Source organism: Nocardiopsis mwathae, assembly GCF_014201195.1.
Classification (GTDB): domain Bacteria; phylum Actinomycetota; class Actinomycetes; order Streptosporangiales; family Streptosporangiaceae; genus Nocardiopsis_C; species Nocardiopsis_C mwathae.
On the sequence record NZ_JACHDS010000001.1, the window covers coordinates 3,584,907 to 3,599,495 of the forward strand.

General features: G+C 71.5%; 12 protein-coding genes. 6 read left to right on the top strand and 6 right to left on the bottom strand.

The window, feature by feature from the left end; translation table 11 throughout:
• Window positions 1–81: 81 nt before the first annotated feature.
• Together HNR23_RS15385 and HNR23_RS15390 are read right to left on the bottom strand one after the other, a co-directional pair.
• Window positions 82–558, bottom strand: a complete 477-nt coding sequence (locus tag HNR23_RS15385) for a hypothetical protein (protein ID WP_184076241.1) — start codon at window positions 556–558, stop codon at window positions 82–84.
• Window positions 559–1,202: 644 nt separating this feature from the next.
• Complete coding sequence (locus HNR23_RS15390) at window positions 1,203–2,663, bottom strand: PucR family transcriptional regulator ligand-binding domain-containing protein (RefSeq protein WP_184076242.1); 1,461 nt, start codon at window positions 2,661–2,663, stop codon at window positions 1,203–1,205.
• Window positions 2,664–2,785: 122 nt separating this feature from the next.
• On the opposite strand from HNR23_RS15390, the gene gabT reads away from it, so the two are divergent.
• The 3 genes from gabT (at window position 2,786) to HNR23_RS27650 (ending at window position 5,550) form a co-directional block, all read left to right on the top strand.
• Window positions 2,786–4,129 carry a 4-aminobutyrate--2-oxoglutarate transaminase gene (gene gabT, locus HNR23_RS15395; RefSeq protein WP_184076243.1) on the top strand — a complete coding sequence of 448 codons (1,344 nt, stop codon included), beginning with the start codon at window positions 2,786–2,788 and terminating at the stop codon, window positions 4,127–4,129.
• A gap of 148 nt (window positions 4,130–4,277) precedes the next feature.
• Window positions 4,278–5,078 (top strand): carbon-nitrogen hydrolase family protein, encoded by an 801-nt coding sequence (locus HNR23_RS15400; RefSeq protein ID WP_184076244.1) that lies wholly within the window; start codon window positions 4,278–4,280, stop codon window positions 5,076–5,078.
• A 310-nt stretch (window positions 5,079–5,388) separates the two neighbouring features.
• A complete protein-coding gene (locus HNR23_RS27650; RefSeq protein WP_394353780.1) occupies window positions 5,389–5,550 on the top strand; it encodes a hypothetical protein in 162 nt (53 codons plus the stop codon).
• 358 nt (window positions 5,551–5,908) lie between these two features.
• On the opposite strand, the gene HNR23_RS15410 is transcribed toward HNR23_RS27650, so the two are convergent.
• Both HNR23_RS15410 and HNR23_RS15415 read right to left on the bottom strand, forming a co-directional pair.
• Window positions 5,909–7,408 (bottom strand): CoA-acylating methylmalonate-semialdehyde dehydrogenase, encoded by a 1,500-nt coding sequence (locus tag HNR23_RS15410; RefSeq protein ID WP_184076245.1) that lies wholly within the window; start codon window positions 7,406–7,408, stop codon window positions 5,909–5,911.
• Window positions 7,409–7,469: 61 nt separating this feature from the next.
• Window positions 7,470–8,768 (bottom strand): aspartate aminotransferase family protein, encoded by a 1,299-nt coding sequence (locus HNR23_RS15415; RefSeq protein WP_184076246.1) that lies wholly within the window; start codon window positions 8,766–8,768, stop codon window positions 7,470–7,472.
• Between the two features lie 241 nt (window positions 8,769–9,009).
• Between HNR23_RS15415 and HNR23_RS15420 the strand changes: the two genes are divergently transcribed.
• Both HNR23_RS15420 and HNR23_RS15425 read left to right on the top strand, forming a co-directional pair.
• Window positions 9,010–10,626, top strand: coding sequence for a PucR family transcriptional regulator ligand-binding domain-containing protein (locus HNR23_RS15420; protein WP_184076247.1), 1,617 nt, complete (start codon window positions 9,010–9,012; stop codon window positions 10,624–10,626).
• 165 nt (window positions 10,627–10,791) lie between these two features.
• Window positions 10,792–11,277, top strand: a complete 486-nt coding sequence (locus tag HNR23_RS15425) for an Lrp/AsnC family transcriptional regulator (protein WP_184080383.1) — start codon at window positions 10,792–10,794, stop codon at window positions 11,275–11,277.
• Between the two features lie 16 nt (window positions 11,278–11,293).
• Here HNR23_RS15425 and HNR23_RS15430 read toward each other — a convergent pair whose 3' ends face one another.
• Both HNR23_RS15430 and rlmN read right to left on the bottom strand, forming a co-directional pair.
• Window positions 11,294–11,764, bottom strand: coding sequence for a VTT domain-containing protein (locus tag HNR23_RS15430; RefSeq protein ID WP_184076248.1), 471 nt, complete (start codon window positions 11,762–11,764; stop codon window positions 11,294–11,296).
• Between the two features lie 44 nt (window positions 11,765–11,808).
• Window positions 11,809–12,909 (bottom strand): 23S rRNA (adenine(2503)-C(2))-methyltransferase RlmN, encoded by a 1,101-nt coding sequence (rlmN, locus tag HNR23_RS15435; RefSeq protein WP_184076249.1) that lies wholly within the window; start codon window positions 12,907–12,909, stop codon window positions 11,809–11,811.
• Window positions 12,910–13,068: 159 nt separating this feature from the next.
• Here rlmN and HNR23_RS15440 point away from each other — a divergent pair, with 159 nt between their 5' ends.
• Window positions 13,069–14,187 carry a suppressor of fused domain protein gene (locus HNR23_RS15440; RefSeq protein ID WP_394353781.1) on the top strand — a complete coding sequence of 373 codons (1,119 nt, stop codon included), beginning with the start codon at window positions 13,069–13,071 and terminating at the stop codon, window positions 14,185–14,187.
• Window positions 14,188–14,589: the final 402 nt, after the last annotated feature.

Genomic DNA, 14,589 nt, shown 5'->3' on the forward strand with positions numbered 1-14,589 from the left:
GGGGAAAGGGGCGGTCCGGGGCCCCGGTCGGGAGCGTCGGCTCCCGCGGGTTCGGGCCCGCGGGCCGGGCGGCGCGGCGGGTCAGAGCGCCTTGAGCGCCGCCAGGACGCGGTGCAGGGTCGCGGTGTCGGGGCGGTCGGCGAGCAGTGTGCCGCCGCGGTCCGCGGGGGCGGTGGAGCAGGGGGCGGGACGGGGTCGGGGGGGAAGCGGTCGTGGGGCCTGTTCGGGGACCGGGGCCGGACGACCGCGGCGGGAACCGCGCAGCACGCCGCGCACCCTCCTGCGGACGACGGCGAGGGCGCCGTCGTTCCGGCCCATCCGGATCTGCACGCCCAGCCGGGTGCCCGGCCCCGCGCGCACGGCCGCGACCAACAGGTGGGTGTCGCTCCGGGTGACGAGGAGGTCCTCCGGCACACCGCGGCCGCTCCCGCACGGCGCCCGGAACAGGCGCTCGCCCACGACCCGGCCGATGGAGCGGGCCGACCGGCGGGCCTGCTCCCGCTCGGCGACGGGGTCCGGCCCGAGTGCGGCGAGGACGTGGCCGCTTCGGTAATCCACCAGGGCCACCCCGCAGACGCCGGGTATTGCCAGGATTTCGCGCAACTGGTCACCGATCGCGAGCAAGGCACGCCTCCAGATGTCCGATCCGCGTCCGGGTTCCTCGGGGCGCCCCGGCGCGAATCGTTCGCGTCATGGGATTGTGAGCGTATTGCTACCCGACCGCCTTTCGCACCGTTTCTCGAAGATTTCTTTCCGGTGGAGCGGACGATTCCGAGGTTCCATGCCCTCTATCCGGTAATCGCCCTCGACGCACGAGTGTCGGAATCCCGCGGGGCCGACGACGCACGCGCGATCCCCTGCACTACAGGCTCTTCCGCCCGTCCCCGCGCGTTCCTCCGCCGTACGCCCTCCGTTCATCGGTCCGACTCCGGCCGCGACCGCGAGCCGCACCGCCCGTATCCCGACCCGTTTCCGATCCGCTTCCGATCCGATTCCGCAGTTCACGGAGTCCCCATTGAACCGGGCGAACGGGGAGCGGTGGAAACGATCAGCGAGTCGGGGCGATAAACCGCCCGGACATTGCCCACCGATGCTTTCCCATGCTTTCCGATTCGTCGGGGATACCAATCACGCCACTGTGGCCAGCGGATTCTTCCCCCGGCGCACGACCGATTCCCGCCTCCCCGGCCGAGGGCGCCGCCTCAGCCCGATTCCAGGGTGCGCAGCGCCAGCCACAGCTCGGCGCGGTAGTCGGGGTCGTCGAGGTCGCCGGGGAGCAGCTCGCGGATCCTGGTGATCCGGTACCGCAGCGTGTGCCGGTGGACCCCCAGCGCTTCGGCGGCCGCGTCCCACCGCCCCGCGGCGGCGAGGTAGGCGCGCAGCGACCGCAGCAGGTCGTCGGCCGACCGGTGGGCCAGCAGCGGGGCCAGCAGGTCGCCGGCGAGCCGCGCGCCGGCCGGGGTGTCCACCAGGCCGAGGAAGCCGCCGGGCAGGTCGGCCGAGCGGACCAGCGTGCGGGCGTCGCGGCGCGCCGCCTCCAGAGCGCGTTCCGCCTGGCTTGCGGCCATGGGCAGGTCCCGATAGCCCCCCGGCCCGCCCACGCCCACGGGGCCGCCGGTCAGCCGGGCCAGCGTTCCCCCGGGGTCGTCTGCGGCGGCGCCCAGTACCGCCACCCGGTCGTCCAGCTCCGCTGCCAGGCAGCGGTCCAGCGCCGGGTCGCGCAGCGCGGCGCGGCCCGTCTCCGCCGGGGCCAGCGCCACGGCCACCGGCGGCACGGGCAGCGCGGCCAGCAGCCCCTCCGCCGCCGCGCGCTCCACCTCCACCGCGCCGTCGAGCAGCGCCTCCAGCAGACCCTCGCGCAGGCCTGCTCCGCGGTCGGGCGCGGTGCGCTCCAGTTCCAGCGAGAGCAGCGACACGGCCGCGTTGACCAGGGTCCGCTCCTCGGAACCGAGCCGGTCCGCGCCCCCGACCACGAGGAACCCCTGGACCCGGCCGCCCACACCCAGCGGCTGCACCGCGGCCGTCTCCCCGCCGGCCGACACCGACGCGCCGGCCCGCTGCCGCGCCTCGCGCAGGCGGCGCACCTCGGCGGCCAGGTCGGCCGCGCGCGCCGCGGCACGGGCCGGAACCGCGTGCCGGGGCGCGCCGTCGGGGCCGAGCAGCAGCAGCCAGTCGCCGACCTCGCCGGAGAGCCGGTCGACGATGGCCTCGGCGCCGCGCAGCGCCGCCTGGGTGAGGCGGCGCTGCGCGGCGAAGGCCCGGCTCAGCCCCTCGTAGGACTCCTTGGCCAGGAGGCGGGAGACCTCCTTGCCGACCGCGATGAACGGCGTCGGCCGCGGCACCTCGACGAGTGGGAGCCCGAGCTCCCGGGCGGCGTCGACCAGATCGGTGGGAACGTCGTCGTGGGCCACCCCGCTGCCGAAGCCCAGGCCGCTGACCTCGCGGCGGACCAGCCGACGCACGTAGTCGCGCGCGGCCTGCGCCCCCTCGGTCCAGCGCACGCCGGTGGTGAGGACGAGTTCGCCGCCCTCCAGGTAGGGGGTGGGGTCGGTGAGCTCGCTGACGGCGACCCAGCGCACCTCCCGGTCGAGCCGGTCATCCCCGGCGAGCAGGCGCAGCCGGAGCCGCGGGGTGCGCAGCAGGGCGCCGAGTGTGGGCGGCACGGTCTCTCCCGATCACCACATTGGCCAAGAACTCCCCCGATCTTATCCAGAGCGGAGATAACCGGGCGGGTCCGCCGAACCGTAGTGTCGAGCCGACTCGCGTACTTGAGGGAGGACAGCCCATGGCCACGACCGAGATCCCGCAGGCCCGGCGGATCGTCACCGAGATCCCCGGACCGCAATCGCGCGCGCTGCAGGAGCGCCGCCGCCGGGCGGTGGCGCAGGGCGTGGGCAGTGTCCTGCCCGTCTACGTGCAGCGGGCCGGCGGCGGGATCGTCGAGGACATCGACGGCAATGCCCTGATCGACTTCGGGTCGGGAATCGCCGTGACCAACGTGGGCAACGCCGACCCGCGCGTGGTCGAGCGGGCCGGCGAACAGCTGTCGCGCTTCACCCACACCTGCTTCATGGTCAACCCCTACGAGAACTACGTCGAGGTGTGCGAGGCGCTCAACCGGGTCACCCCGGGCGACCACGAGAAGCGCTCCATCCTGCTGAACTCGGGTGCCGAGGCGGTGGAGAACGCGGTGAAGATCGCGCGCAGCGCCACCGGGCGCCAGGCCGTGGTCGTGTTCGACCACGCCTACCACGGCCGCACCAACCTCGCCATGGCGCTGACCGCCAAGAACATGCCCTACAAGCAGGGGTTCGGCCCGTTCGCCGGCGAGGTGTACCGGATGCCGATGGCCTACCCGTTCCGGTGGCCGACCGGCCCGGAGAACTGCGGACCGGAGGCGGCACGGCAGGCCATCGACCAGATCGGCAAGCAGATCGGCGCGGACAACGTCGCGGCGGTGCTGGTCGAGCCGATCCAGGGCGAGGGCGGCTTCATCGAGCCGGGCGCGGGATTCCTCCCGGCACTGTCCGAGTTCTGCCGGGACAACGGCATCGTCTTCATCGCCGATGAGGTGCAGACCGGCTTCGCCCGCACCGGGCGGATGTTCGCCTGCGACCACGAGGGCGTCGTCCCGGACCTGATCACGACGGCCAAGGGCATCGCGGGCGGACTGCCGCTGGCGGCGGTGACCGGGCGCGCCGACCTGATGGACGCCGTGCACGCGGGCGGCCTGGGCGGCACCTACGGCGGCAACCCCGCGGCCTGCGCCGCCGCGCTGGCGTCGCTGGAGGTCATCGAGTCGGAGGACCTCACCGCGCGCGCACGCGCCATCGGCGAGACCATGCTGGGCCGCCTGCGCGCGCTGGCCGCCGAGCACGACATCATCGGCGACGTGCGCGGCCGCGGCGCGATGATCGCGATCGAGCTGGTCAAGGGCGGCGGTGACATGACCCCGGCGACCGACGCCGTCGCCGAGGTCGTGCGCCACTGCCACGGCCAGGGCCTGGTGCTGCTGACCGCGGGCACCTACGGCAACGTCATCCGGATGCTGCCGCCGCTGGTGATCGGCGACGACCTGCTCGACGAAGGGCTGTCCATCCTGGAGGAGGCGTTCGCCCGGCTCGGATGACGAGCCCGCCCCCTCCCTCCGAACGGTGGGGTGCCCGCGACCACTGCGGGCACCCCACCGTTTTTGCCACGATGGGACCCGCCCGGCGACGCCCCGCCGGTGCCCGGCGGACCGGGTCGGCCGACGTGTACGAGGGAGCGAGGACAGCATGGTGCAGGTGGCGGTGGGGCAGTTCGCCCCGGGACAGGACAAGAGGGAGAACCTGGCCACGGTGGGCGGGATGGTCGCCGAGGCCGCGGAGCGGGGGGCACAGGTGGTACTGCTCCCCGAGTACGCGATGTTCACCGCGCCCGCCATCGACCGGCGGTTCCTCGCGGCGGCCGAGGCGCTGGACGGGCCGTTCGTCTCCGGCCTGGCCGAGGTCGCCCGGCGCCACGGGGTGCACGTGGTCGCCGGAGTGCTGGAGGGGCGGCCGGACGCGGAGCGGTTCCGCAACACCCTGGTGGCCGTGGCGCCCGACGGCACGATCGCGGCCGTCTACCGCAAGCTGCACCTGTACGACGCGTTCGGGATGACGGAGTCGGCGGTCGTCGAGCCGGGCCGGATCGAGGAGCCGCGGACGTTCACCGTCGACGACCTCACCTTCGGCCTGCAGACCTGCTACGACCTGCGCTTCTGCGAGGTCACCCGGCGGATCGCCGACGCCGGCGCCGACGTGCTGCTACTCGCCGCGGACTGGGTGCCGGGACCTTTGAAGGAGGACCACTGGATCACCCTGGCGCGGGCGCGGGCCATCGAGAACACCATGTACGTGGCGGCCGCCGGACAGAACGCCCCCACCGGCGCCGGGCACAGCATGATCATCGACCCCATGGGGACACCGGTCGTCGCATTGGGTGAGCAGACCGGAGTAGCGGTCGGCCGGATCACCGCGGACCGCGTGGCAGAGGTCCGGGCCAAAAACCCCGCATTGCGGCTGCGGCGGTTCACGATTGCCGTTAAGCACTAGGTCATAACGGACAAGTTTCGCGTTCTATGACGCACTTGTCCGTTTCCTTGCCACTATTGCTACCGAGAGTCATTCTCGGTAAGCTCACAGTCACGAAAATCGGACCGAGCTATTCCGATAGCAGACTGTTTCTGGTTCAATAAGAGCCCGAATCGATAGGCCCGCCAGACTGTCCTAAACCACGGGGGGAGCAGGGACGTTGAGCGGTCTTGGCACCATGCGCCCATCGGACGCAGAGAATGCACCAGCCACCACAGCCACTACCGAGAGGTACATCTTCGACCCGGGGTCACTGAGCACCGCACAGATCATGGGGGATGCCTGTGCGATCTGCCACGTGAAGTGGCCGCGGCCCCGAACTCCACTGGGCGGGCTGCCCGAGGGTCACGAGGTCTACGGATGCGACGAGTGCGCCGGAATCGTCGAGGCGCACGCGGCCCGATCCCGGGAGCAGGAACTGGTCCTGCACTGACGGGCGGCCGCACGTCCACCCGAACGAAGGGTCACACGAGGGCCGGCGGGACGAAAGGCCCGGCGCGGGCCGAAAGGGAGGACCACAGGGCCATCCCATGAGCGCGAAAGGGCGAGGACGCTCCGGGTCCAGGGGGAGACAGGACCCGGAGCGCCTCGGCCGACGCACCCGCTTCCATGGGGGGAGGAGGGGAAATGAGTACGTCTTCCCTGATCGGCTTCACGGACGTCATACACGGCCTCGGCCATCGGAACCGTGGAGTGACGAACCGGTGCCCACCTTACTCCTTGACGCGCCCTGCGGTCAGTGAACGCGGCATTTCGATGGCGAATAACCCGCGATACGGGTCAGGCATTGCTCAACCGTTGGTCGGGAACCCCAGGTTCACCCCGCCGTGGCTGGGGTCCAGCCACCGTGCGGTGACCGCCTTCGTCCGCGTGTAGAAGTGCACGCCCTCGGCGCCGTGCGCATGCGAGTCACCGAACAGCGACGCCTTCCACCCGCCGAACGAGTAGAACGCCATCGGCACCGGGATCGGCACGTTGATCCCGACCATCCCCACCTCCACCTCGTTCTGGAAGCGCCGCGCAGCGCCGCCGTCGTTGGTGAAGATGGCCGTCCCGTTGCCGTACGGGTTCGCGTTGACCAGGTCGAGTGCCGCGTCGTAGGTGGGTACCCGCAGCACGCTCAGCACCGGACCGAAGATCTCATCGCGGTAGCAGCTCATCTCCGGCGCCACGTGGTCCAGCAGCGACGGACCGAGCCAGAACCCGCCGTTCTCGCCGCACAGCACCGGGTGGACGCGGCCGTCGATGGCCAGCGTCGCTCCTTCGCGCACCCCCGACTCCAGGTAGGAGGCGACCTTGTCCCGGTGCGGACCGGTCACCAGCGGGCCCATCTCACTGCGCTCGTCGTCGCCCGGTCCCACCCGCAACCTGGCCACCCGGTCCTGGACGCGCTCCACCAGGTCGTCGGCGATGCTCTCCACGGCGACCACCGCCGAGATCGCCATGCACCGCTCCCCCGCCGAGCCGAACCCGGCCGAGACCGCGGCGTCCGCGGCCAGGTCCAGGTCGGCGTCCGGCAGCACCACCATGTGGTTCTTGGCGCCGCCCAGCGCCTGCACCCGCTTGCCGTGGCGGGCGGCCGTCTCGTAGATGTAGCGGGCGATCGGGGTCGAGCCGACGAAGCTGACCGCCGTGACGTCCGCGTGCTCCAGTAGCCCGTCGACCGCGGCCTTGTCGCCGTGCACCACGTTGAACACGCCCTCGGGCAGGCCGGCCTCGGCCCACAGCTCCGCCAGCAGCAGCGCGGCCGACGGGTCCTTCTCACTCGGCTTGAGCACGAAGGTGTTGCCGCAGGCGATGGCGATCGGGAACATCCACATCGGCACCATCGCCGGAAAGTTGAACGGGGTGATCCCGGCGACCACGCCCAGCGGCTGCAGGATCGAGTACGCGTCGACCTTCGTCGAGACGTTCTCCGAGTAGCCGCCCTTGAGCAGGTGCGGGATGCCGCAGGCGAACTCCACGACCTCCAGCCCGCGGGAGACCTCGCCCAGGGCGTCGGAGTACACCTTGCCGTGCTCGGCGCTCACGGTCCGGGCCAGCTCCTCGCGGTTGGCGTGCAGCAGCTCGCGGAACCGGAAGAGCACGGACGCGCGCTTGGTCACCGAGGTGTCGCGCCAGGCCGGGAACGCGGCACTCGCCGCGGCCACCGCCGCGTCGACCTCCGCGGCCCCGGCGAAGTCGACCGTTCCGGTGACCTCGCCGGTGGCCGGGTTGTAGATGTCTCCGCGCCGCCGGGCGGTTCCGGTGAACGGCTTGCCGCCGATCCAGTGGGTGACGTGCTTGCTCATGGAAAGTCGACCTTTTTCCTGGTGTCCTGGTGTCCTGGTGTTGCTGTGCCGGGGCAGGGGGTCAGGCGCTACGCACCTTGGAATCCACCGCGGTGACCGTATCGACGAGGATGTCGCGGCCCTCCCGCGCGTCCTCCTCGCTCAGGTTGAGCGGTGGCGCCATGCGCAGCACGTTGTTGTGCACCCCGCCCTTGCCGACCAGCAGCCCGCGCTCGCGGGCGCCCTCCATCACCGCGGCGGCCAGCCCGGGGGCGGGCGCGCCGGTGGCGGGGTCGGCCATCTCGATGGCGAACATCAGGCCCTTTCCCCGCACGTCGGCGACGCTGGACAGCTCGGTGAGCGGGCGCAGCCCGGCCATGATGAGCTCTCCCCTGCGGGCGGCGTTGGCCTGCAGGTCGTGGTCGAGCACGTAGTCGAGGGTGGCGTTGGCCGCGGCCATGGAGACGGGGTTGCCGCCGAAGGTGGCGACCCCGTTGGCGGTGAGCCCGTCCATGAGGTCGCCGCGCGCCACCACGCCGCCCACCGCGAACCCGTTGCCCAGCCCCTTGGCGAAGGTCATGGCGTCGGGGACCACCCCGTGATCGCCGATGCCGAAGAAACTGGAGCCGGTGCGGCCCCATCCGGTCTGCACCTCGTCCGCGATGAACAGGATGCCGTGCTCGTCCAGGACCTCCTTGTAGGCGGCGAGCAGGCCGTCGGGGGCCATGGCGAAGCCGCCGACGCCCTGGATCGGCTCGGCGATCAGGCAGGCGACGTCGGGGGCGGTGGCGGTGACGAGCACGTCGCGCAGGTCGGCGACGCAGGCCTCGATGTACTCCCGGTCCGACATGGCGCGGAAGGCCGGGGCGGTGCGGTCGGTGCCGTGCAGATAGTGCACGTTGAGCGGGGACAGGGAGGAGTTCTTCCAGCCCCGGTTGCCGGTGACGGCGACGGTGCCGTACGACCGGCCGTGGTAGCTGTTGCGCAGCGCCAGCACCTGGTCGGTGCCGCGGGCGCAGGTGGCCAGCAGCAGCGCCGTCTCGTTCGCCTCTGTTCCGGAGTTGGTGAAGAAGACCTTGGCGTCGGGGATTCCGGACAGGCGGGCGATCTTCTCGGCCAGCTCGACCTGGCCGCGCAGGAGGTAGAGGGTCGAGGTGTGCACGACGCCCTTGGCGAGCTGGCGCTCCACGGCCTCGCGGACCTCGGCGACGTCGTAGCCGAGCATGTTGGTCACGATGCCGCAGAAGAAGTCCAGGTAGGTGCGGCCTTCGGCGTCCGTGACGCGGCTTCCGCCGCCGCTGGTGATCTCGATGGGCGACTCGTAGTTGAGGGCGAGCCAGGCGGGCATGACAGCGCGGTGGCGAGCGAGAAGTTCCGACATGACCTCAGTCTCACGCCCCCGGCCCCCGATTGACCAGCGTCACACTGTTGATTTCGAGGGAGCGGATCTGACAGGCTGTCAATGCGCCACGGACGCAGCGTGATGAATCCGTCGGGTTCCGTGACGGGAGACCGCGGTTCGGACCGTCTCCCCCGCACATTCAGCGGCCCGTCGTCGGCCGACGCCATCACCCTGTAAACCGTCCCGTAGCGGCCCTGACGTGCCGACCTAGACTGATGCCGTGCTGCCCACCCTTGCCGATGTCCTCCGCCTGCCCGCTCTCCAGCGCGCCCGTCCCAAGGTCGTGGCCGGTGCCAAGCACCTGGACACGGCGGTGCGGTGGGTGCACATCGCCGAGGTCACCGACCTCGCCCACCTGCTGCGCGGTGGTGAGCTCGTGCTCACCACCGGCATCGCCATGCCCGACTCCCCCGAGGAGTTGCGCCGCTACGTGGAGGACCTGGCCGCCGTCGGGGTGAGCGGCATCGCCGTCGAACTGGGCCGCAAATACCCCTCCGAGACCGACCTGCCCAAGGCACTGCTCGACGCCGCCACCGAGGCGGGCATCCCGATCATCTCGCTGGAGCGCGAGACCCGCTTCGTCGAGATCACCGAGGCCGTGCACATCCGGGTGGTCAACGAGCAGCTGGAGGAGCTGCGCGAGTCCGAACGGCTGCACGAGGTCTTCACCCAGCTTTCGGTCGAGGGAGCACGCCCCGCGCACGTGCTGCGGGAGGTCGCCCACCTGTCCGGCTGCCCGGTCGTCCTGGAGAACCTCGCCCACCAGGTGCTCGCCTGCGACCTCAACGGAGAGGACCCCGCCACGGTCCTCGCCTCCTGGGAGGGCCGGTCGCGGGCGGTGCGCGGCGGCCCGAGGACCGTCCACGACCCGGCCACCGGGTGGCTGGTCACCATGGTGGGTGCGCGCGGCCAGGACTGGGGGCGGCTGATCCTGGTCTGCGGCGCGTCCCCGGCGCCCCGGCAGACCATGCTGGTGGAGCGGGCGGCGACCACGCTCGCGCTGGGCCGCCTGCTGGAACGCCACCAGGAGAGCCTGGAGCGCCAGACCCACCGCACCATCATCGCCGGGATCGTGGACCGCGCCTACTCCGACCCGGAGGAGGCACTGGTCCGGGCGCGGGCGGTCGGAGTGCCGCTGTCGGGCCGCCACCTCGTCGGCCTGGTACTGCGGCTGCGCGAGGGTGGCACCGGGCTCGCGGCCCAGGCCCGGCTCGCCGACACCGCCGAGGGGGCCGCGCGCGCCTGCCGCGAGCTGCGGCTGCCCGCGCTCGTGGGCTCGCTCGACGACCTGCGCGTGGGGATCCTGCTGGCGCTGGGCCCCCAGGACGAACCGGACTCCTGCCTGCACCGGCTGGCCGACCGGATCCGCGAGCGCGTCGGCGGCACCAGCGTCCTGGCGGTCGGCTCGGGCACCGACGACATCCGCGATGTGCGCCGCTCCTTCCTGGAGGCGCGCCAGGTCGGGGACGTCGCCGTGCACCAGACCGACCAGCGCCCCTTCTACCGCCTGCCCGACCTGCACCTGCGCGGGCTGCTCCACCTCTTCCGCGACGACGAGCGGCTGCAGACCTACGTCGAGCGCGAACTGGGGCCGCTCCTGGCCTACGACGACCGCCACTCCAGCGACCTGACCGACATGCTCCGCCACTACCTGTCGGCGGGGCGGAACAAGGCGCTGGCGGCCTCGCGGGCGCACCTCTCGCGCCCGGCGTTCTACGAGCGGCTCCGCCGGATCTCCCACGTCCTGGACGCCGACCTGGAGTCGGTGGAGACGTGCCTGTCCCTGCATGTGGCTCTGCTGTCACTGGACTCGGTGCGCGACCGGCTCTCCCAGTGACTCGTGAAATACTGCTGGGAACCGTTGATTCCGTGGTTGAACTCAGACAGAACAACCAATTCCTGGATTAACGCCGCCGGAATCGATACTTTGCGAAGTTCCGACGGAAGTCCGAGCAGCACCCCGAGCAGCACCCCGAGCAGTGCGGAGGAGCACGTGACCGATATGGGCGCCCCCCAGCCACCGGCCCGGAAGAACGCGTCGGGCGCCGCGCTCGACGAGACCGCCAAGCGCATCATCGAGCAGCTGCAGCAGGACGGACGCCGCTCGTATGCGGCCATCGGCAAGGCCGTCGGCCTCTCCGAGGCGGCGGTGCGCCAGCGCGTCCAGCGGCTTCTGGAGTCCGGCGCGGTGCAGGTCGTCGGTGTCACCGACCCGATGATGCTGGGGTTCAGCCGCCAGGCCATGATCGGCGTCCGGTGCAACGGGGACCTCAACCGGGTGGCCGACGAACTCTCCGCGGTCGCGGGTGTGGAGTACGTGGTGATCACCGCGGGATCCTTCGACCTCCTGGTCGAGGTGGTGGTCGCCGACGACGAGCAGCTGCTGGAGGTGCTGGCCGACATCCGCGCGGTCCCCAGCGTCACCGGTACCGAAAGCTTCGTCTACCTCAAGCTGCGCAAGCAGACCTACGCCTGGGGAACGCGCTGAGGGCGGGCCGCAGCGGTCAGGCCAGCACCCCCATGACCGTCCCCGGGGCATAGACCACCAGCAGGAACCGCGCCGTCCGGCTCGCCATGGCGACCGACACGAACGCCCACAGCGGGAAGCGGAGCGCCCCCACCAGGACGACCACGAACATGAACGGCGGAATGCTGGAGAACGAGCTCACCGCCAGCAGGCCCGCCGTCCACCACGGACGTCCCTCGGCCTTGGCCCGTAACCGGGCGATGCGGGCGCTCCACCGCCCCGGGTTCTGCGCCCGCCGCTTGAGCCACGGGATGTCGAGCGCTCCCCGCCCCAGGTAGTAGTAGGCGATCTTGCCGAGCGTCTGGCCCAGCCCCGCCGCCACCGCCATCGCGAAAAGCGCGCCGTCGCCCATGAGCGCGGCCGCCCCCAGCAGGTAGATCTCCACGTTGAGGAACGGGAACAGCGCCGCCAGCACACCGAAACCGAAGGCCAGCGCAGTCTCGGTCACAGGATGGGCTCCCCCGGGATGAGTGCGGTGGGAAGACCGTCAGGTCAGGAGTTCTCGGTCGCGGCGAGCTGCCCGCAGGCGCCGTCGATCTCCTGGCCGCGGGTGTCGCGGATGGTGACCGAGACGCCGTGGGCCTCCAGACGACGGACGAACTCGCGCTCGTCCTCGGGGCGGGACGCGGTCCACTTCGACCCGGGGGTCGGGTTCAGCGGAATGAGGTTCACATGCACGAGCTTGCCCTTGAGCAGGCGGCCCAGCATGTCGGCGCGCCAGGCCTGGTCGTTGATGTCGCGGATCAGGGCGTACTCGATGGAGACCCGGCGGCCGGTGGTCGCGGCGTACTTCCACGCCGAGTCCAGCACCTCGGAGACCTTCCACCGGTTGTTGACCGGCACGAGTTCGTCGCGCAGCTCGTCGTCGGGGGCGTGCAGCGAGATCGCCAGGCGCACCTGCATGCGCTCGGCCGTCAGCTTCTCGATGGCCGGGACCAGGCCGACCGTCGAGACGGTGACGCCGCGCTGCGAGATGCCCAGCCCGCCGGGGACCGGGTCGGTGATCCGGCGCACCGAGTCGAGCACGCGCCGGTAGTTCGCCAGCGGCTCGCCCATCCCCATGAAGACGATGTTGCCGATGCGCCCCGGGCCGCCGGCCACCTCGCCGCGGGCCAGGTCGCGCGCGACCGCCACGATCTGGTCGACGATCTCCCCGGTGGACAGGTTGCGCGTCAGCCCGTTCTGCCCGGTCGCGCAGAACGGGCAGTTCATCCCGCAGCCCGCCTGGGAGGACACGCACAGCGTGACGCGGTCGGGGTAGCGCATCAGCACCGACTCGAACAGGACGCCGTCGAACGCCCGCCACAGTGTCTTGCGCGTCATGCCGTTGTCGCAGGTGATGTGCTTGACCGGCGTCAGCAGCCGGGGCAGCAGCGCCTCACCGAGGCGTTCCCGGGATTCGGCGGGGAGGTCGGTCATCGCGGAGGTGTCCGATTCCAGGTGGCCGAAGTAGTGCCGGGCCAGCTGCTCGGCCCGGAACGGCTTCTCGCCGAGCTCGGTGACGACGGTACGACGCTCCTCCGGGCTGAGGTCGGCGAGGTGCCGCGGCGGCTTGGCACGGCGCGGGGCGACGAAGGTGAGCTCGGCAGGCATACAGGTCCTAGAAGGATCAGTCGGGTGGCGAAAAGGATTCGGGCGGCGACGTCCGCACGGTCCGCGATTCCGCGGCCATTTGGGCACTCTGAGATGCGGCACCGCCCGCGCGGGCATTACCGTTCATGCTATGCGACGCGCGGACGCCGCCGTCCGGTGATGGCGGTGGGACGGGTGAGGTCGGGAGGTCAGTTGAGCGGAGCGCAGATCCTGCTGGACCAGTTCAGCCCCTACCGCAGCCGCCGCGTCATCGTCGAGTGCGACTCCCGCACGACGGCCGCCTACCTGCTGGACGCCCGCGACCGGATCCGCGTGCCGGTGTGGCTCGCCAACCACCGGATCGCCCCGGAGACCGGCGATCCCAGCGGGCTGTACGAGGGACAGGCCCCCCTGATGCCCGCCGCGCACACCAAGCACCCCCAGGGCCGCGCCCGATTCGACCCCGAGCGGCTGCGCGTCGTGTGGTTCGAGGAGGGCGACGGACTGGCCCTGCTCGACGACGACGGCCTCCTCGCGGTCATCCCCGGGTGGGCCGAGGCCGACAGCGGGCTGCCGGGCTACGCCCGCGAGGCGATCGGCCGCAGCGCGTACGCCTGGGCGCTGGACCCCGAAGCCGACCGGCTGTGGCCGCGCGTGGTGCACGCCGAGGCCTACTGGGACTGGCGCGCGGTGCCGGGAGCCTGGCGCAGCGTCCAGCGCGCCGTCTTCAACCACCTGAACAGACGCGTGGGCGCGGCCGGCCACTACTGGGACGTCTCCGACGGGCACCCGCCCCTGATCCGCGTCTCGGAACGGCCCCCGGAACGGCACCGCCCCTTCACCGTCCTCAGCACGGTCGGCATGTGCGGCCAGCGGATGCCGACGCTCGACCGCTACATGGCCGACACATCGCCCTACGCCCGGATCGAGCTCGCCCTGGCCACCACCCGGCCGGCCCACCACGCCGCCCGCATCTTCCGCTGGATCGGCGCGTTCCCCTGGCGCGCGGTCACCTGGTTCGGCACCGGCCACAGCGTGAAGTGGCTCGACAACCCCGAAGACCGCGCCATCCGCGGCGGCAACTCCGCCGTCCTCCTCACCAGCGACCCCACCCCGCTGTCCGGCCCCCAGGGCCACCTCCCCCCGGACACCTCCGGCCTCACCTTCCACGGCGACCCGGTCCACTGGCTCTGGATCGTCCCCATCACCCGCCCCGAACACCTCTTCGCCAAGGAACACGACGCCGCCACCCTCATCGCCAAACTCGCCGCAGAAGGCCGCAGCTGGGTGCTGGGGTAGGCCGTCGCCCCAGACAGCGAAGACCAGCCCCGGCTCGTGGACGGAATCCTGGGGAACGCTGAGAACGCTACTCCGCGCCGAGTACCTCGGACCCCGGCGATCCTCACTGCGGTGGGGTTCGCTGGGCGGCCTTGTCCTCGTTGATCTCGGAGATATTGGGGTATCAGCGGCGATTTTTACCCCAATATCTCCGAGATCAACGGAGGAAGGGGCAGGAAAGCGCTTTCCGGTTGCCTTTCGGGCTCCGCAGGCGGTTGGGGTGCCCGAAACGGCGTTCGTCTCGCAGAACGGCGCCCTCTGGGACACCGCAGCTTCGTCTCCGAAACAGAAGCCCTCCGCGCAACCGCCCACATGCCGCCGACCGACGGCCGGGAGTTACGCGTGGAACTTGACGGAGAGCCC